This window comes from Bradyrhizobium sp. USDA 4011 (assembly GCF_054063415.1).
Map to the genome: position 1 here is coordinate 7,366,232 of NZ_JBSSGG010000001.1, position 17,352 is coordinate 7,383,583.

Annotated in this window: 14 protein-coding genes and 1 riboswitch; of the genes, 7 read left to right on the top strand and 7 right to left on the bottom strand. The window is 64.0% G+C overall.

What is annotated here, in order from left to right:
- Positions 1-81 precede the first annotated feature (81 nt).
- The gene (locus tag ACVW1C_RS34725; RefSeq protein ID WP_456762114.1) at positions 82-543 is read right to left on the bottom strand and encodes a PaaI family thioesterase; all 462 of its coding nucleotides are present in this window, start codon (positions 541-543) and stop codon (positions 82-84) included.
- A 45-nt stretch (positions 544-588) separates the two neighbouring features.
- Entirely contained in the window at positions 589-2,064 is a 1,476-nt protein-coding gene (locus ACVW1C_RS34730; RefSeq protein ID WP_456762115.1) for an amidase, read from the bottom strand.
- A 384-nt stretch (positions 2,065-2,448) separates the two neighbouring features.
- Here ACVW1C_RS34730 and ACVW1C_RS34735 point away from each other — a divergent pair, with 384 nt between their 5' ends.
- Together ACVW1C_RS34735 and ACVW1C_RS34740 are read left to right on the top strand one after the other, a co-directional pair.
- Positions 2,449-2,751 carry a hypothetical protein gene (locus ACVW1C_RS34735; RefSeq protein ID WP_456762116.1) on the top strand — a complete coding sequence of 101 codons (303 nt, stop codon included), beginning with the start codon at positions 2,449-2,451 and terminating at the stop codon, positions 2,749-2,751.
- A 98-nt stretch (positions 2,752-2,849) separates the two neighbouring features.
- Positions 2,850-3,080, top strand: coding sequence for a hypothetical protein (locus ACVW1C_RS34740; protein WP_456762117.1), 231 nt, complete (start codon positions 2,850-2,852; stop codon positions 3,078-3,080).
- A gap of 22 nt (positions 3,081-3,102) precedes the next feature.
- Here ACVW1C_RS34740 and ACVW1C_RS34745 read toward each other — a convergent pair whose 3' ends face one another.
- Positions 3,103-3,309 carry a hypothetical protein gene (locus tag ACVW1C_RS34745; RefSeq protein ID WP_092115349.1) on the bottom strand — a complete coding sequence of 69 codons (207 nt, stop codon included), beginning with the start codon at positions 3,307-3,309 and terminating at the stop codon, positions 3,103-3,105.
- Between the two features lie 1,632 nt (positions 3,310-4,941).
- On the opposite strand from ACVW1C_RS34745, the gene ACVW1C_RS34750 reads away from it, so the two are divergent.
- The 4 genes from ACVW1C_RS34750 (at position 4,942) to ACVW1C_RS34765 (ending at position 9,192) form a co-directional block, all read left to right on the top strand.
- A complete protein-coding gene (locus ACVW1C_RS34750) occupies positions 4,942-5,085 on the top strand; it encodes a hypothetical protein (protein WP_456762118.1) in 144 nt (47 codons plus the stop codon).
- A gap of 822 nt (positions 5,086-5,907) precedes the next feature.
- Positions 5,908-6,996 (top strand): recombinase RecA, encoded by a 1,089-nt coding sequence (gene recA, locus ACVW1C_RS34755; RefSeq protein WP_106327292.1) that lies wholly within the window; start codon positions 5,908-5,910, stop codon positions 6,994-6,996.
- A gap of 107 nt (positions 6,997-7,103) precedes the next feature.
- On the top strand, positions 7,104-8,105 hold the full coding sequence (locus ACVW1C_RS34760; RefSeq protein WP_456762119.1) for a hypothetical protein: 1,002 nt from the start codon (positions 7,104-7,106) through the stop codon (positions 8,103-8,105).
- 187 nt (positions 8,106-8,292) lie between these two features.
- Entirely contained in the window at positions 8,293-9,192 is a 900-nt protein-coding gene (locus ACVW1C_RS34765) for a hypothetical protein (protein ID WP_456762120.1), read from the top strand.
- A gap of 33 nt (positions 9,193-9,225) precedes the next feature.
- On the opposite strand, the gene ACVW1C_RS34770 is transcribed toward ACVW1C_RS34765, so the two are convergent.
- The 4 genes from ACVW1C_RS34770 to gcvT all read right to left on the bottom strand — a co-directional run bounded on the left by ACVW1C_RS34770 (position 9,226) and on the right by gcvT (position 14,226).
- A complete protein-coding gene (locus tag ACVW1C_RS34770; protein ID WP_456762121.1) occupies positions 9,226-9,657 on the bottom strand; it encodes an acyl-CoA thioesterase in 432 nt (143 codons plus the stop codon).
- Positions 9,658-9,774: 117 nt separating this feature from the next.
- On the bottom strand, positions 9,775-12,648 hold the full coding sequence (gcvP, locus tag ACVW1C_RS34775; RefSeq protein WP_456762122.1) for an aminomethyl-transferring glycine dehydrogenase: 2,874 nt from the start codon (positions 12,646-12,648) through the stop codon (positions 9,775-9,777).
- A 22-nt stretch (positions 12,649-12,670) separates the two neighbouring features.
- The gene (gcvH, locus tag ACVW1C_RS34780; RefSeq protein ID WP_021077888.1) at positions 12,671-13,036 is read right to left on the bottom strand and encodes a glycine cleavage system protein GcvH; all 366 of its coding nucleotides are present in this window, start codon (positions 13,034-13,036) and stop codon (positions 12,671-12,673) included.
- Between the two features lie 20 nt (positions 13,037-13,056).
- Positions 13,057-14,226, bottom strand: a complete 1,170-nt coding sequence (gene gcvT / locus ACVW1C_RS34785) for a glycine cleavage system aminomethyltransferase GcvT (protein ID WP_456762123.1) — start codon at positions 14,224-14,226, stop codon at positions 13,057-13,059.
- 140 nt (positions 14,227-14,366) lie between these two features.
- Positions 14,367-14,455: riboswitch (glycine riboswitch) on the bottom strand.
- A 202-nt stretch (positions 14,456-14,657) separates the two neighbouring features.
- Here gcvT and alaS point away from each other — a divergent pair.
- On the top strand, positions 14,658-17,345 hold the full coding sequence (gene alaS / locus ACVW1C_RS34790; RefSeq protein WP_456762124.1) for an alanine--tRNA ligase: 2,688 nt from the start codon (positions 14,658-14,660) through the stop codon (positions 17,343-17,345).
- Positions 17,346-17,352 lie beyond the last annotated feature (7 nt).

Genomic DNA, 17,352 nt, shown 5'->3' on the forward strand with positions numbered 1-17,352 from the left:
GGCGCGCCGCGCCGCGGCAAGTACCTTTAGTTTGAGCATGATTTCACCGGAAAAACGCATCACACTTTTCCGGACCATGCTCTACCCGGGCAGCATCGCGAACGCGCTCGATACCATCGCCACCGGCTTGTTGTCGGTGGCGGAGAGCAGCGTGACGCGGCCGAAGCTCATGGTGCGGCCGAGCCGGACCACGCGCGCGTCGGCCAGCACGTCGGAGGCGGTCGCCGCCCGCATGAAATGCGTGGTCTGGTCGACCGTCGTCATTGGACGATAGCCCTTGTTGGCGGCGAGATTGGCCAGCACCATCGCGGTGTCGGCGAATGCCATCAGTGCCTGGCCGCAGACGATGCCGCCCTGGCGGCAGAGCCGTTCGGAAAACGGCATGCGCAGGATGGCGCCGGGCTGCCAGTCGGGATCGCCGGCGGCGGGGGCTGCGATGTCGAACTGCTCGATCGACAGATTGAGGTCCTGCACCCACGGCGCAAAGACGTCGCCAAGCACGCGTTTCGCATCGTCGATCCCGAATTCACCGGCCTGCTGCATGACGTTCCGTTCCCTCCGCTGATGTTCTTGCTTGCTGATTTATGCCTAGTTGCGCGTGACATGCACGCCAGGCCGCTTGCCGTCATTCCACTTGCCGTCGATCGCCCGTTCGATCTGGGCGGCGAGCTGCAGCAAGAGGCCGTCATCGGCCTGCTTTCCGATCGCCTGGATGCCGAGCGGAAGGCCGTGCTCGTTGGTCGCGAGCGGCAACGAGATCGCCGGGATGCCGCAGAGATTGGCGAGCGGCGTGAAGGCGAAGTTGCGCCAGAGGTTGCCGAACCAGTCCAGCACCGACGGGTTGTCGCTGATGGTGAGATATTCCGTGGTGCCGATCTTCGGTGTCGGCAGCGCGGTGACCGGCGTCAGGATGATGTCCCAATCCTCGAAGAAGGCGCCGAAGCCGCGCGCCGTCGTATTGAACACAGCCTGCATGCGGGCGCGGTCGGCGAAGCTAAAGTCGCGGCCATGCTCCCAGATGCGGATGTTGATCGGCTCGATCAGGTCCGCTGGGGGCCGCTCAAGTCCGCGCGCCGCGAGCATGTTGCCGATCACGACGGCGAAATTGCTGATGTAGCAGGTGGTCTGCGCCGCGAAGGCTTCGCGATAGTCGATCGACGGCAGCGCGTAGTCGACCTGGTGGCCGAGGCCCTCGAGGAAGCGGCCGACCCGCTCCAGCTCGGCTGCGATGTGCGGCGTCGCGCGATAGTCGCCCCAAGTGTGCGATAGCGCGATCTTGAGCGGGCCGGGGTCGCGCGCGATCATCGCGGTATAGGGCTCAGGCGGTGTCCAGAACGGCATGAACTCGCCGGGCGCCGGGCCGCGGCAGCTATCGACGAACGCTGCGGTGTCGCGCACCGAGCGCGACTGGCAGCCCTGGATCGAGACGAGGCCTGTGAGATCGGACAGATGCGGTGCGAGCGAGAACACACCGCGCGACACTTTCAGCCCGATATTGCCGTTGACGCCGGCGGGAATCCGGATCGAGCCGCCGCCGTCGGTCGCATGCGCGATCGGAACGGCGCCGGCGGCGACCATCGCCGCGCTGCCGGCCGATGAGCCGCAGGTGGTGTAGTCGGTGTTCCAGGGATTGCGCGTGACATACACCGCGGGGTTCTCGGCCGAGCTGCAGACCCCGAACTCCGGCGTGGTGGTGCGGCCGATCAAATTGAGACCGGCCTTGCGCAGCTTCGTGGTCAGGAAGGTGTCGGCCGCGGCGCGGTTGCCGCGCATCATCAGCGAACCCATTTCCTGCAGCCGGCCTTTCAGCGTGGGGCCGAGATCCTTCATCAGGAAGGGCAGGCCGGCGAACGGGCCGTTGAGATCGGCGCCGTCGCGCGCGGGATCGGCGATAACGTCGTCGAACAGCTCGACCACGCCGGAGAGCGCGGGATCGACCTTGGCGACCGCGCTGGCTGCCTGCGCTGCCAGCTCCCGTGGCGTCAGCTCGCCGTTGCGGACGCGCTCGGCGAGCGCCATCCCGTCATGCCGCGTCCATTCGTCCCAGCTCATCGCCAAAGTCATGTCGTCGATTCCTTTTCTGCTTTGTTGCGCAGTGTAGTTTGGGGGGCCGTCCGGTCAAACCATCGCGCGGACGCAGCGCCTGCGCTGTGCTCGGGCGCGGCGCTGCAAGCACCGTGCCCGGCTTGAAAATGCCCCAGTTTTGGCCCCCAATTGCCCCTTGTCAGTGGTGGGGGCGTCCATGTTCCGCAGGTTGGTATTGCTGAGCGGCGTGATTGCGATCGGGCTTGCGCTTGGCGGCTGCACGCGGTGCGGTCCGATCTGGGACGACTGGATGCCATCGCCGAAATCCTGCAAGTCAGACCACCTCTAGGGCAGGGACGGGCGCGCTTGGCGGCGGCTTTCTTGCGGTGATATACCGCTGACGAAAATGCAAGGAGCGTTCTTATGAGAGTTTTGAGCGCAGTTGCGGTTGCGGTGCTGCTGTCGGCGCCGGCCTATGCGCAAATGCCGAACGTCAATCTGATGCCTGAGGTCAAGACCAAGACCCAGGAGGAGAAGGAACGGGACGCGATCAACGACAAGGCCTACAAGGACTCGTTGAGCAAGATTCCGGATGCCAAGGGGTCGTCCGATCCCTGGGGCGCGGTGCGCAGCGATGCACCGAAGACGGCGGCCCATCCGGCCAAGCCGAAGACCAAGACCGGGAGCTCCACGCAGCCCGGAGTCTCCGCGCAGCGCAGCCAGTAAGCCCCGTTCGGACCGGCTTCGCCGGTTTCCCACAGACTCGGATTCTTGTGGCGCCGGCCCTATATTGGGGTGTCGTCAGTTGGTCCGGAGTTGCGGCAATGGTGTTTCGTCCGCGCGATCTTGCCAGCCGGATGGCCGTGCGGCGCAAGCCGGATGACGGCTATCTGCGCGAGACTTTCAGCCTGCCGCGCGATCAGGCCCGCCTGCGGGCGCGCGACTTTCTCAAGCGCTATCCGAAGGCCGCCTATATGAGCGCGGTCGAGAGCTGGCGCGAACTGCCCGGCGGCGACATCGAGTTCACGATGCGGCGGCTGGCAAGCGCGGACTGAAGCTTGCCGGACGGATTGCGTCTCAGTCCTGATCGCGGTGTCCGCGGGTCCGTCCGAGCCCGAGATTGTTCAGCTCGCGGTCGATCCGCAGCTGCACGCGGCGGATCGCCAATAAGTCGAGCTTTGCTTCGGTCTTGCCCGTGAAGACCCGATCGCCGATCTGGAAACGCCATTTCCAGACGCCGGGCATGAGCTGCGTGACGCTGAATTCGACGCCCTTGTGAATCATCTGGAACGGTTCCGCGAATGAATGGCGGTCGTCGATGTTTAAATCAAAGGTTGTAGTAATAATTAACGCCCGGCAAACGATTGAGTGAAGCGTCGCGCCCGTTTGGGCATCGTTACGGAATCCCAGAGTGGATCCGTTCGCCCGCGGCGTCGCCTTGCCTCGCGATGCGCAATCGGTGTGTCGGCCGGACGAGTCAAATGTTACGAACGCTGCCGGAACCCGAACCCGAGTCTTCCCTTGAACGCTACGTAGTTTTTTTGGGCGTCAGGAGGGGTACCAAGGTAGTATGCAGATTGTGCCAATCGTGATCCGGCTTCGCCAAATCCTTCGGCAACTCGTTGATTATCCGATGCAGTCGAGACGAGGGTCGAGCCGCCTGCTCGCGGAACTTTGTTCTGCCCCGGAGAACTACGGATCGCGCCGCGCCGCAGCCCAAACGCTTCGACAACGGCTCCCGTCGGCCTACCCGGATCCGCCCGGTTTCACTCCGGCTGATGCCTGACAGCACAACGCCGCCCGCTTGAAATGCTTGCGGACGGCGCTGGCCCTAGCCCCAGGAAGGTGTGCAAAATCCTGATAGCTGGGAGCCTATACATTTTGTGCCGCAGCACATGTCCCAAATTGGCTATCACGGGCGATCGGTCGGGACGGCTCGGCCTCGGTGCTTCAGGGATGGTGCAGACGACGTCACGCGGACGATTGCGACGGGTAAATGGCAAACCAGGCCACCCGGAAAATCAGAGCAAGCCACAGGGATGGAAACAGGCCAGCACCGACACGCCGGTACCGTCCTAATTCGGACACGGTCGGATGGGAATTAGGACACTTGTCAAGTCGAGGTAGTCCGGGAGAGCGTTCTATATTGCCGATGTTCCCCGGTACACTTCACGGCGCTCTCAGCCGGACCGCGCGTTGAGTTTGCGATCCGGGGCGGACCGCATCCGGAAAGAGGCCCTGACGCGCTAGCCCCCGTCGGGGCTTCTTGCTGTTTACGACACACTCAAATGTACGAACGCCGCCCGCTTAAAATGCATGCGGACGGCGTCGGCTCTAGCCCCAGGAGGATTTGCAAAATCCTGGCAAGGGTATGTCTGCATGGCGCCTTAAAAAGTTTAATACCTCTGAAGGGTTAGTTGCGAGCAAGCAACGGGTGCGGCGCGCGCAACTTGGAATTGGGATACGGAGCAGCGACGATCTGACTGAGCATACGGAAACGAAGCTGAGATCGAGATCAAAAAAGGCCGCCGCCAACTGAGGCGGCCTTACCGTATGCCAGTGAGCATCACCGTGGCGAGCAGTACCGCGCAAATGATCGCAATACCAAGACAGATGCGCGCTCGAACTACATACGAATCGAGATTGGGATGCTCCATCATGCCAACCTCCGCTTTGTTCCTTTCGTTGAGAGGCAAGCGGTCAGTTAACGCGAGCGTCTAATGTCAGGTTCCTGGTTCCGATAGCGAAACACCGTAGTTTATCGGAATCCTAAAGGTCTGTTGAAAACTCTAAAGTAAGACTTGCCGGGGCTAGATTTTCATCCCGAACAGTTTTTCGAAACTAAACCGGCAAGGGGCCGCGCGTGGAGCGGCCCCTTTCGATTCGCCCAAATGAGGCGGCCAGAAAGGCTCAAACATGCAGCCGAAGATCAAAGAGCGTATCTGCCCAAACTGCAATGGAATGGGCGTCCAGCCGATTGCGCAGGTTGTGCAGCCGGGTCACAGAATCTATCCGGTCAAATGCACGGCCTGCGAAGGTAAGGGCAAGATCAGGGACTAAGGCGGCGCAGACAAAGCTACGCCGCCGGTTTGAAACTCTTGCAGGCGGCGTAGCCTTCCAGCCCGAGAGGGTACGAACAAAATCCCGGATATTGCACTTTCGAGTGCGCCGACCTTTTACTTGCGGAGCCTGCCCTTCTGCATCGCAGCGGAACTTCTGTTGGTATGTCTGCTCCAGAACTAATTCAGGACCGCCTTGATTGCCGCGTCGCTCTTGGTTGCCCAGCGCCTACGAAAATTGACTATCCTGCCTGCGCCGCTTTGCGCATGGAAATGGCATCGACTCCTCACGTCGGCGTTCGCAAACCCGGCGACCACAACCAGTCGCTCAACTGTGAGGCGGTTTCGGCAAGGCGCGCCTTGCGGATAAGGCGGGAGCGCTAACCGGGCGTTCTCATCCCCGACAGATACGGCGTGCCCGCGCAGTGACGAATAGGCAATAGGCCCGTAGCCATAGGGTTCCTGGCTAATTCGGAACTCCGTTCACCCACAGAGAACCTCGGTAACACTTCTCCTCTGTGGATAGAGAACACTTGGCGGACCATAAGTATTGCTATGGGCAGAACATCCACCGCGCGACTCAGTAGTCCTACCGAGAACAACGGCTAAGCCATGGTTGCCGTTAGCTTAATCGGAATTAGGACGCTCCAGAAATCAACTTAGAACACTGGGGCTTAAATACGGACAGCACCGACGCGTCAGAAAGAACATATTGCGAACATAGAACAAACGTGGTACGAGGTCCCTGTCACAACGCATTCCGCCCGACCCCGTGGCCCGTTTTTCCCGCTAGCGAATCCCCGCCATAAGGAGCACATCCCAAATGTCCGCCACTGCACTGCGTATCGTCGAAGGATCCTCCATGGACAAGTCCAAGGCCCTCTCAGCCGCGCTCTCCCAGATCGAGCGCCAGTTCGGCAAGGGCTCGGTGATGAAGCTCGGCAAGAACGATCGTTCGATGGATGTCGAGACGGTGTCCTCGGGATCGCTCGGGCTCGACATCGCGCTCGGCGTCGGCGGTCTGCCGAAGGGACGCGTCGTCGAGATCTACGGGCCGGAATCCTCGGGCAAGACCACGCTGGCGCTGCACACCGTGGCGGAAGGCCAGAAGAAGGGCGGCATCTGCGCCTTTATCGACGCCGAACACGCGCTCGATCCGGTCTATGCGCGCAAGCTCGGCGTCAACATCGACGAGCTCCTGATCTCGCAACCCGACACCGGCGAGCAGGCGCTGGAGATTTGCGACACGCTGGTGCGCTCCGGCGCGGTCGACGTGCTGGTGGTTGATTCGGTCGCGGCACTGGTGCCGAAGGCCGAGCTCGAGGGCGAGATGGGCGACGCGCTGCCAGGCCTGCAGGCGCGCCTGATGAGCCAGGCGCTGCGCAAGCTCACCGCCTCGATCAACAAGTCCCACACCATGGTGATCTTCATCAACCAGATCCGCATGAAGATCGGCGTGATGTACGGTTCGCCGGAGACCACGACCGGCGGCAACGCGCTGAAATTCTATGCCTCGGTCCGCCTCGACATCCGCCGCATCGGCGCGATCAAGGAGCGCGACGAGGTGGTCGGCAACACCACCCGCGTCAAGGTGGTGAAGAACAAGCTGGCGCCGCCCTTCAAGCAGGTCGAGTTCGACATCATGTACGGCGAGGGCGTCTCCAAGATGGGCGAGATCCTCGACCTCGGCGTCAAGGCCGGCATCGTCGAGAAGTCCGGCGCCTGGTTCTCGTATGACAGCCAGCGGCTCGGCCAGGGCCGCGAGAACTCGAAGGCGTTCCTGAAGGCGAACCCCGACATCACCGCCAAGATCGAGGCCGCGATCCGGCAGAACTCTGGCCTGATTTCCGAGCAGATTCTCGCCGGCACGCCCGAGCGCGACGCCGAGGGCGAGGAGCCCGTGGAGGAGTAAGCCTCAAGACTCAATCATTTCGCTGCAAGCGGGCGCTGAGGACGTTGAGTTGCCGACGTCTTCGGCGCCCGTTTGGTTTTGTAGCCGATGTTCAGTGAGTTCAAGCGATGAAGCGCCTGATCTTGGGTAATCCATCCGGGCTCGACCTGAAACGCGCAGGTCTGGGCGACGCGGTGCTTCCACTTTCATTTCGCTTCGCCTGGGGTGTGCTGCCTTCGCCACAAGAGCTGGCGGCCTATTTCAGCGTGCGAGCGGGCCAGAAGCCGGGGAATCATTGGTCGGATTGGATTTCCCCGTCCGCGAAGCGCGCGGCTTGGAAGGACCTCGCGTTCAACGATTATTGCCAGTCGTTCGACATCATCGAATTGTGGTTTGACCCTGACCCAAACGATCAGCTGCAGTTGATCTGGGTGCTCGACCAGTTTCATGCTCAGCCGGACATGTTAGCGAAGTTGAAATTGCGCCTCGTCGGCTTCAGCATGCTAACGATGGACCCGGCATGGCGCGGTTGGAACGAGGTCCCGCTGGCTAACATCCGACCTGTGGATATCGAGACCGCAAGCATGTGCTGGCAGGCGTATCGGGCGACAACTCCGCAGACGTGTTTCGATGTGGTGCACCGCGACCTCAGTGCGTTTCCCTTGCTGAGGCCGGCTCTGCTGGATCTGCTTCGTGAGCTGCCATGGAGCGGATCGGGACTTGGCGCGACCGAGATGCGGTTGCTCGAGCTGATCGCGGCGGGATTCATGGGAACCAACGCGCTATTCTACCTCCGCGGCTTTCGCCAGCGCGGCGTCTTCAACGACATGGAAATCGGCAGGCTGCTCGAGGGGCTTGTGCATGGACCGCAGCCGGCGATCGCCGGGCTCGACGATGGCTTGCGCTCTGTCGACCCGGACAATGCGAAAGGTCGCCTGCAGGCCTTCCAGCGAAGCCGCTTGTCGGTGACCGAGTTTGGCAAGGCGGTGCTCGCCCACAAGGCGGACTTCACCGATCACAATCCGATCAATCGCTGGTGGGGCGGCACCCACCTCACCAACGACAGCCTTTGGCGCTGGAATCCGGCGGTGACTGGCCATAGCACGCAGCGGGAGCCGCGCGCATCCTGACAAGTCTGATCCTTGCGACAAGCGATCTCGCGAGCTTTCGCCTGAGGCAGGCGCGAAGGGCGGATATCGTCGTCGGGTTGAGGCCACGCTTCGTTTGAGGGAAAATGCCCTCGCGGAGTTGACCAACGAGTGGCTGTGGCGCTGGGACGCCGAGAGCCGCACTTTGGTCGCTCCATAGGTCCACGCATTGGATCGAAGCCCGGCATCGAGCGAACTGGATGCCCTGTTCTCGCCGCGCGCGGCTTCGCACCGCGCCGGGGCTCATTGGCTGGACAATCTCACCGGAAGATTGCTTGAGGACGCGCATCGTCAGGGTGTCGGATTGATCGAATTTTGCGAGCTCTTCGATGCCGTCGATCTTTGGGTCGATCCCGATCCGAACTCACAACTGCAATTGATCTGGCTGCTGGATTGCCTGCGCCCGCATGCGAGCGTCACGTCCAGGCTTGCGATGCTGCAGACCGATCACATCATCGGCGAGCAACAGCCAGCCGAACTGGCCGCTTGGCAGCTGCGCCTCGCTCCCGTCCGCGGGCATCATCTCGAAGTCGCCGGCGCTGCGTGGGCGGCTTGGGGCGCATCAACGCCGGAAGCCTGGTTCAATCTGTTGACTCAGGATCCAGGAGCACTTCCGCAATTGCGCAGCTCAGTCGTAGCGCTCCTGGAAGAGCTTCCCTCGCGTGGCTCCGGGCTTGGCGCAACGGAAATGCGGATGTTGGAGTTGCTCTCGGCGGGACACGTCCATCCGTACGATTTGTTTCCCGGGCACGAGAAACTCAGCCCCCGGCGGACGTTCGGTTATTGGGAAACGGGGGCCTTACTGGATGGGCTGGCTCACTGTCCGGTGCCTGCCATCTTCGGCTTCGACGATGGGCCGTTCGATCTCGACATGCACGAGGACCCGGAACGTCACCAACGCTACAAGCGGAGCCGGCTCGCGCTGACCGGCCTCGGCAGGGCAATCGTCGCTGGCGCTGGCGACTTCAGCCAGTACAATCCAATCCATCGCTGGTGGGGCGGCACGGAGTTGACCAACGAGCGGCTGTGGCGCTGGGACGCCGAGGGCCGCACCTTGGTCGCGCCGTAGGGCTTGATCCGTGTGACGCCGGCAGGCGCCGCGTTACGCCAGCGCCGTTTCCCGGCTCGCGATCAGCGTGCGCAGGTCTTCCGTCACGGCGACCGATTGGTGGGTCTTCTGATCGGTGGCGACCCAGATGATCTCGCCGGTGGCGCGCAGGTCGTCGGAGCCCTTGGCGAAGATCGCGAGAGTGAGCACGATCGAGGAACGGCCGATCTTTGCGACCCGAACGCAGACCTCGATGTCCTCGTCGAACCGGATCGGCGCCTTGTACTCGACCACCGATTTTACGGTGTGGAAGTCGATGCCAGTCCGCGCGACCTCGCCGAGATAGTCGTAGCCGAGCGCGCGAAAATATTCTGTTATCGCGGTGTCGAAGTAGGTCAGGTAGTGCGCGTTGAACACCACGGCCTGCGCGTCGACCTCGGAATAGCGGACGCGAAACGGGAAATGAAACCAGAATTCCTCCCGCATGTTTCCTCCTGCGGCGGTATCGCTCGCCGTCGTTCGCCCGCAGTCTCGTCGGGCCTTATGATTGCCGGACCGTAGGATGGGTTTCGCTACGCTCCACCCATCCTGCAACATGGCCCGTTACTCCGCCGCCTGCGCGTAATCCTCGATCGGCGGGCACGAGCACACCAGATTGCGATCGCCGTAGACATTGTCGACGCGGCCGACCGGGCTCCAGTATTTGTCGGACCGCGACACGCCGGCGGGGAAGCAGCCCTCGGCGCGGGTGTAGGCCCGGTTCCAGGCGTCGTCGGCGATGTCGTGGACGGTGTGCGGTGCGTGGCGCAGCGGCGACGCCTCGACCTTCCGGCGGCCCTTCTCGATCTCCGCGATCTCGCCCCGGATCGCGATCATCGCGTCGCAGAAGCGGTCGATCTCGAACTTCGATTCCGATTCCGTCGGTTCGATCATCAGCGTGCCCGCCACCGGGAAGCTCATGGTCGGCGCGTGGAAGCCGTAGTCGATCAGCCGCTTGGCGATGTCGTCCACGGTGACGCCGCTGGTCGTCTTCAGCGCCCGCGGGTCGACGATGCATTCATGCGCGACGCGGCCGCGCTCGTTGCGATACAGCACCGGGAAGTGCGGCTGCAGCCGTGCGGCGATGTAGTTCGCATTGAGGATCGCAATTTCGGTGGCGCGCGTGAGACCTTCGCCGCCCATCATCAGGATGTAGATGTAGGAGATGGTCAGGATCGATGCCGAGCCAAACGGCGCGGCCGACACCGGGCCGATCGCGTGTGCGGTCGCCCCGTCGGTTGCGGGATGGCCGGGCAGATAGGGCGCAAGATGCGCCTTCACGCCGATCGGACCCATGCCGGGGCCGCCGCCGCCATGCGGGATGCAGAAGGTCTTGTGCAGATTGAGATGGCTGACATCGGCGCCGTAATCGCCGGGCCGCGACAGCCCGACCTGCGCGTTCATGTTGGCGCCGTCGAGATAGACCTGGCCGCCATGCGCATGCACGATGTCGCAGATCTCGCTGATATGCTCCTCGAACACGCCGTGGGTCGACGGATAGGTGATCATGACGGCGGCGAGATTGGCCGAATGCTTCTCCGCCTTGGCGCGCAGATCATTGACGTCGACATCGCCGCGCGCATCGCACGCGACAACCACGACGTCCATGCCTACCATCGCGGCCGAGGCCGGATTGGTGCCGTGCGCGGAGGAGGGGATCAGGCACACCTTGCGGTGCGGCTCGCCGCGCGCGAGGTGATAGCCACGGATGGCCAGCAACCCGGCATATTCGCCCTGCGCGCCGGAATTCGGCTGCAGCGAGATCGCGTCATAGCCGGTGATGTCGCACAGCCACTGCTCCAGCCGCTTGAACAGCGCGTGATAACCCTTGGCCTGATCCGCAGGCGCGAACGGATGCAGGTTGCCGAACGCCGGCCAGGTCAGCGGGATCATCTCGGTGGTGGCGTTGAGCTTCATTGTGCAGGAGCCGAGCGGGATCATCGCGCGGTCGAGCGCGAGGTCGCGATCGCTGAGCTTGCGCATGTAGCGCAGCAGCTCGGTCTCCGAACGGTGGGTGTTGAATACCGGGTGGGTGAGAAATGCGCTGGTGCGGCGCAGCTCCTTCGGCAGCGCCTCGCGTGCGGCCGCCTCGATCTCGGCGAAGCTGAGCTTGCCGCCGAACACGCGCCACACCGCTTCGACGGTCTCCGGCGTCGTGGTCTCGTCGAGCGCGATACCGAGCGTGGTTGCGCCGATGCGCAGATTGATCCGCTCCGCCTGCGCGCGGGAGACGATCTCGATCTGCTTGCTTCCGGCCTCGACCGTCACGGTGTCGAAGAATGCCTCGCTGGTCGGCGCAAAGCCGAGCTTGCGCAGGCCGGCGGCGAGCACGGTGGCGCGGCGATGCACGCTGCGCGCGATGTGCGTCAGGCCTTCCGGGCCGTGATACACCGCATACATCGAAGCGATCACGGCGAGCAGCACCTGCGCAGTACAGATGTTGGAGGTCGCCTTCTCTCGGCGGATATGCTGCTCGCGGGTCTGCAGCGCCAGCCGATAGGCCGGTGCACCGCGCGAATCCACCGAGAGGCCAACGATGCGGCCGGGCAGCGAGCGCTTCAGCGTGTCGCGCACGGCCATGTAGGCGGCGTGCGGTCCGCCATAACCCATCGGCACGCCGAACCGCTGCGCCGAACCGATGGCGATGTCGGCGCCGAGCTCGCCGGGCGAGGTCAGCAAAGCCAGCGACAGCAGGTCCGCGGCCACGATCGCAAGCGCACCCTTGGCGTGCAGCGATGCGATCGCGGGCCGGAGGTCGCGCACCGCGCCTGTCGTGCCCGGATATTGCAGCAGCGCGCCGAGCACGTCGGCCTTGTCGAGCTCGGTCAGGGGATCGCCGACCACAAGCGCCCAGCCCAATGGGGCGGCGCGCGTGCGCATCACCGCCAGCGTCTGCGGATGAACTTCCTTGTCGACGAAGAACACCTTTGCCTTCACCTGCGAGTGGCGCTCGGCGAGCGCCATTGCTTCGGCGGCGGCGGTCGCCTCGTCGAGCAACGAGGCGTTGGCGACGTCGAGCCCGGTGAGGTCGCAGATCATGGTCTGGAAATTGAACAAGGCTTCGAGCCGCCCCTGGCTGATCTCCGGCTGGTACGGCGTATAGGCGGTGTACCAGGCCGGGTTCTCCAGGATGTTGCGCTGGATCACCGCGGGCAGGATGGTGCCGGAATAGCCCTGGCCAATCAGCGAGGTGAAGGTCTGGTTCTGCGCGGCGAGCTCGCTCATATGCGCGAGCGCTTCGGTTTCGCTCAGCGCCCGGCCGAGATCGAGCGGCGCCTTCTGAAGGATCGACGCCGGCAACGTCTCGTTCATCAGCGCCTGCAGGCTCGCGGCGCCGACCGTTTCCAGCATCGCGTTGATGTCGCGCGGGGATGGCCCGATGTGGCGGCGGACGAAATCGGTGGCGGCTTCGTTGATCGGCTTGAAGGGCGCGTTCATGGGCTGATCCTCGGATGATCCGTTAGGCGGTGTGCGCGGCGTAGGCGGCCTCGTCCATCAGGCCGCCGAGTTCGCCCTTGTCGGCAATCTTGAGCTTGAAGAACCAGGCCTTGCCGCCGGCATCCGAATTGACCAGCGCGGGCTCGGCCGCGAGCGCCTCGTTGACCTCGATCACTTCGCCGGTGATCGGCGCGTAGACGTCGGAGGCGGCCTTGACGGATTCGACGACCGCGGCGGCCTCGGCTTTCTTCAGGCTGCGGCCGACCTTGGGCAGTTCGACGAACACGACGTCGCCGAGCTGCGACTGCGCGTAGTCGGTGATCCCGATCGTGGCGACGTCGCCCTCGATGCGGAGCCATTCGTGGTCGGACGTGTACAGCGTCGTCATGGGGATCGATCCTTTGGCGTTTAGCGTTTGTAGGTATTGGGGACGAAGGGCGTGGCGGCGACCTTGAGCGGGAGCCGTTGGCCGCGCACTTCGGCGAAAACCGTGGTGCCGAGCGCGGAAAGGGATGTCGGCAGATAGCCCATCGCGACCGGCGCATTGAGGCTCGGGCCGAAGCCGCCCGACGTCACCTTGCCGATCGGCTCGGCCGAGGTGGCGTCGGCAAACAGCAAGGCGCCTTCGCGCACCGGGGCGCGGCCGTCGGGCTTGAGACCGACGCGGCGGCGAGCAGCGCCTTGGGCGAATTGCGCGAGAATCTTGTCGGCACCGGGGAAACCGCCGGCGCGGGCGCCGCCGCTGCGGCGGACTTTCTGCACCGACCATTCCAGCGCACCCTCGACCGGCGTCGTCGTGGTGTCGATATCGTGACCGTAGAGACAGAGCCCGGCCTCGAGCCGCAGACTGTCGCGCGCGCCGAGCCCGATCGGCAGCACGTCGGGATTGTCGAGCAGCGCTTTGGCAAGGCCTTCGGCATCGGCCGCGGGGACAGAAATCTCGAACCCGTCCTCACCTGTATAGCCGGAGCGCGAGACAAACCAGACGCGATGGTCAACCATCCAGTTGTAACGGTCGACCAAGTGTGGACCCGCATCCATGAACTTCATGGACGGCGCCGCTGCGCAGAATTTGGCCAGCACGGCTTCTGCCTTCGGACCCTGAAGCGCGATCAGCGCGCGATCGGTTAGCGAATCGATGATGCAGTCATCGGAGAGGTGTGCGCGCAGGTGCGCCTCGTCCTCTTCCTTGCAGGCGGCGTTTACGACCAGGAACAGGTGATCGCCGAAGAAATTGGCGACCATCAGATCGTCCAGGATCCCACCATCGGCATTGGTGAACTGGGCGTAGCGTTGCCGCCCTGGGGCAAGTCCCACAATGTCTTGCGGCACTAGTCTCTCGAGCGCGCGGGCCGCGTCCTCGACATTGCCCGATTTCGGCCGCAGCGCGAGCTGGCCCATGTGCGACACGTCGAACAGGCCCGCTTCCTTGCGGGTGTGCAGGTGCTCCTTCAGCACGCCGGTCGTGTATTGCACCGGCATGTCATAGCCGGCGAACGGCACCATCTTGGCGCCGCGCGCCAGATGCAGCGCGTGCAGCGGGGTCTGTTTCAGCGGGGAGGTTTCGCACGCAAGCATCACAGGGCCCTCGCGGTTCCCGCGGGGACCTATTTCCCCTTGAGAAACCTGCAGAAAGCCCCATCTGTCGCTGTGCCTGAGAGTATTATCCCGTCGGCGGACGCATCGGGGAGAACCCCAGCGCCTCTTTCCAGATGTTAGACGTCACGCGGTCCTTTTGCCTGAGAGTTTCCGGGGCGGTTGCTCCTTCGGCGCCGGCGGTAAGGCCGGTCTCTCCCGACGTGACTAGTAACAGGTAGGTAGAAAACACGGCGTCACCAGGACTGTCAACGCAGCTCTCGCTGCTATCCAATGGGCTTTGTGCTGCCGCGGCAAGCCCATGATCCGCCTGCACAGTTTCTGGACACCGCAGCTGGCAATGTCTAAAAGCGTTCGGCCGGAAAATGACGCCTTTTTGCGGCTGGCCGGCCCCTTTTTCCGATTGGATGAACATGAGCAGCGTCAACGACATCAGGTCGACATTTCTGAACTTCTTCAAGGAGAACGGCCACGAGATCGTGGCGTCGTCGCCACTGGTTCCGCGCAACGACCCGACCCTGATGTTCACCAACGCCGGCATGGTGCAGTTCAAGAACGTCTTCACCGGCGTCGAGAAGCGCGGCTATCAGCGCGCCACGACGTCGCAGAAGTGCGTCCGCGCCGGCGGCAAGCACAACGACCTCGACAACGTCGGCTACACCGCGCGCCATCTCACTTTCTTCGAGATGCTCGGCAACTTCTCGTTCGGCGACTACTTCAAGGAGCGCGCGATCGAGCTCGCCTGGAATCTGATCACCAAGGATTTCGGGCTGAAGAAGGACAAGCTGCTCGTCACCGTCTACCACACCGACGACGAGGCAGCGGGCTACTGGAAGAAGATCGCGGGCTTCTCGGACGATCGCATCATCCGCATCCCGACCTCGGACAATTTCTGGGCGATGGGCGATACCGGACCGTGCGGTCCGTGCTCCGAGATCTTCATCGATCGCGGCGAGCACATCTGGGGCGGACCTCCGGGCAGCCCGGAAGAGGACGGCGATCGCTTCCTCGAATTCTGGAACCTGGTGTTCATGCAGTACGAGCAGGTGACGAAGGAGGAGCGCGTGGCGCTGCCGCGTCCCTCGATCGACACCGGCATGGGGCTTGAGCGCATGGCCTGCATCCTGCAGGGCGTCGAGAGCGTATTCGAGACCGATCTGTTCCGCCACCTGATCGATGCGGCCGCCTCGGCCCTCGGCCATGGGCCGAACCCGCAGAACGTGGCGTCGTACCGGGTGATCGCTGACCATCTGCGCTCCTCGGCGTTCCTGATTGCCGACGGCGTGCTGCCGTCGAATGAGGGCCGCGGCTATGTGCTGCGCCGGATCATGCGCCGCGCGATGCGCCACGCGCAGCTTCTGGGTGCGAGCGAGCCGCTGATGCATCGGCTGGTCTGGGCGCTGGTCCGCGAGATGGGCCAGGCCTATCCGGACCTGGTGCGCGCGGAGAAGCTGATCGAGGAGACGTTGCAGCTGGAAGAGACGCGCTTCCGCAAGACGCTGGTGCGCGGCCTTTCGATCCTCGACGAGAAGAGCGCCGGCCTCAAGAAGGGCGACATGTTCGACGGCGACACCGCGTTCACGCTGTACGACACCTACGGATTCCCGCTGGACCTGACGCAGGATGCGCTGAAGTCGCGCGGCATCAGCGTCGACCAGGCATCGTTCACCGACGCGATGAACCGCCAGCGCGAGAAGGCGCGCGCCTCCTGGGCAGGCTCCGGCGAGGCGGCGACCGAGACCATCTGGTTCCCGCTCCGTGAGAAGCTCGGTGCGACCGAATTCCTCGGCTATGAGACCGAGAGCGCGGAAGGCGTGGTGACGGCATTGGTCAAGGACGGCGCCGAGGTCGACGGCCTCAAAGCCGGCGAGACCGGCGCGATCGTGCTGAACCAGACGCCATTCTATGCCGAGTCCGGTGGTCAGGTCGGCGATGTCGGCATCCTCACCGGCGAGGGCGTCAAGTTCCGCGTCACCGACATGCAAAAGAAGGCCGGCGACCTGTTCGTGCATGTCGGCACGGTGGAGCAGGGCACCCTGAACGTCGGCACCGCCCTGCAGCTCGAGGTCGACCACGCCAGGCGCTCGTCGATCCGCGCCAACCACTCGGCGACACATCTGCTGCACGAGGCGCTGCGCCAGGTGCTCGGCGATCACATCGCGCAACGCGGCTCGCTGGTCGCGCCCGATCGCCTGCGCTTCGATTTCGTGCACCCGAAGCCGATTACGCCGGAAGAGCTCGCCCGGGTCGAGGACATCGCCAACGATGTCGTGCTCGAGAATGACGAGGTGACGACCCGCGTCATGGGTGTCGACGACGCCCGCGAGGCCGGTGCGCGCGCGCTGTTCGGCGAGAAGTATGGCGACGAGGTTCGCGTCGTCTCGATGGGCAAGAGCGCCCGCGAGCACGGCCAGAACGCGCTCGGCTGGTCGGTCGAGCTCTGCGGCGGCACCCATGTTCGTCGCACCGGCGACATCGGCCTGATTTCGGTGACCAGCGAGAGCGCGGTCGCGTCCGGCGTCCGCCGCATCGAGGCGCTGACCGGACATCATGCGCGCAGGCACGCCAACGACACCATGACGCTGGCGAAGACCGCGGCGGCCGAGCTGCGCACCACGATCGAGGATGTGCCGTCGCGCATCGCAGCCCTGATGGAAGAGCGCAAGAAGCTCGAGCGCGACCTGTCGGATGCCCGCAAGAAGCTCGCGATGGGCGGCGGAGCGTCGTCGAATGGTGCGGCCTCCGGCGTTCGCGAGGTCGGCAACGTCAAGCTGCTCGCGCGCGCGGTCGAAGGCGTCGAGACCAAGGACCTGAAGAGCCTCGTCGACGACGGCAAGAAGCAGATCGGCTCCGGCGTGGTCGCGATCGTCGGGGTCACCGAGGACGGCAAGGCCGGCATCGTGGTCGGCGTCACCGCCGACCTGACCTCGCGCTTCAACGCGGTCGAGCTGGTGCGCAAGGGCTCGGAGGTGCTCGGCGGCAAGGGTGGCGGTGGCCGGCCCGATATGGCGCAGGCCGGCGGGCCCGACGGTGCCAAGGCCGACGCCGCGCTGTCGGCGATCGAGCAAGCCATGACTCAACAGGCATCGGCTGGCGCCTGACGGAGAG

Excerpts from the sequence above, each read along its gene's own strand:
- ACVW1C_RS34725 (WP_456762114.1), bottom strand. The coding sequence starts at position 543 with ATGCAGCAGGCCGGTGAATTCGGGATCGACGATGCGAAACGCGTGCTT.
- ACVW1C_RS34730 (WP_456762115.1), bottom strand. The coding sequence starts at position 2,064 with ATGACTTTGGCGATGAGCTGGGACGAATGGACGCGGCATGACGGGATG.
- ACVW1C_RS34735 (WP_456762116.1), top strand. The coding sequence starts at position 2,449 with ATGAGAGTTTTGAGCGCAGTTGCGGTTGCGGTGCTGCTGTCGGCGCCG.
- ACVW1C_RS34740 (WP_456762117.1), top strand. The coding sequence starts at position 2,850 with ATGGTGTTTCGTCCGCGCGATCTTGCCAGCCGGATGGCCGTGCGGCGC.
- ACVW1C_RS34745 (WP_092115349.1), bottom strand. The coding sequence starts at position 3,309 with ATGATTCACAAGGGCGTCGAATTCAGCGTCACGCAGCTCATGCCCGGC.
- ACVW1C_RS34750 (WP_456762118.1), top strand. The coding sequence starts at position 4,942 with ATGCAGCCGAAGATCAAAGAGCGTATCTGCCCAAACTGCAATGGAATG.
- recA (WP_106327292.1), top strand. The coding sequence starts at position 5,908 with ATGTCCGCCACTGCACTGCGTATCGTCGAAGGATCCTCCATGGACAAG.
- ACVW1C_RS34760 (WP_456762119.1), top strand. The coding sequence starts at position 7,104 with ATGAAGCGCCTGATCTTGGGTAATCCATCCGGGCTCGACCTGAAACGC.
- ACVW1C_RS34770 (WP_456762121.1), bottom strand. The coding sequence starts at position 9,657 with ATGCGGGAGGAATTCTGGTTTCATTTCCCGTTTCGCGTCCGCTATTCC.
- gcvP (WP_456762122.1), bottom strand. The coding sequence starts at position 12,648 with ATGAACGCGCCCTTCAAGCCGATCAACGAAGCCGCCACCGATTTCGTC.
- gcvH (WP_021077888.1), bottom strand. The coding sequence starts at position 13,036 with ATGACGACGCTGTACACGTCCGACCACGAATGGCTCCGCATCGAGGGC.
- gcvT (WP_456762123.1), bottom strand. The coding sequence starts at position 14,226 with ATGCTTGCGTGCGAAACCTCCCCGCTGAAACAGACCCCGCTGCACGCG.
- alaS (WP_456762124.1), top strand. The coding sequence starts at position 14,658 with ATGAGCAGCGTCAACGACATCAGGTCGACATTTCTGAACTTCTTCAAG.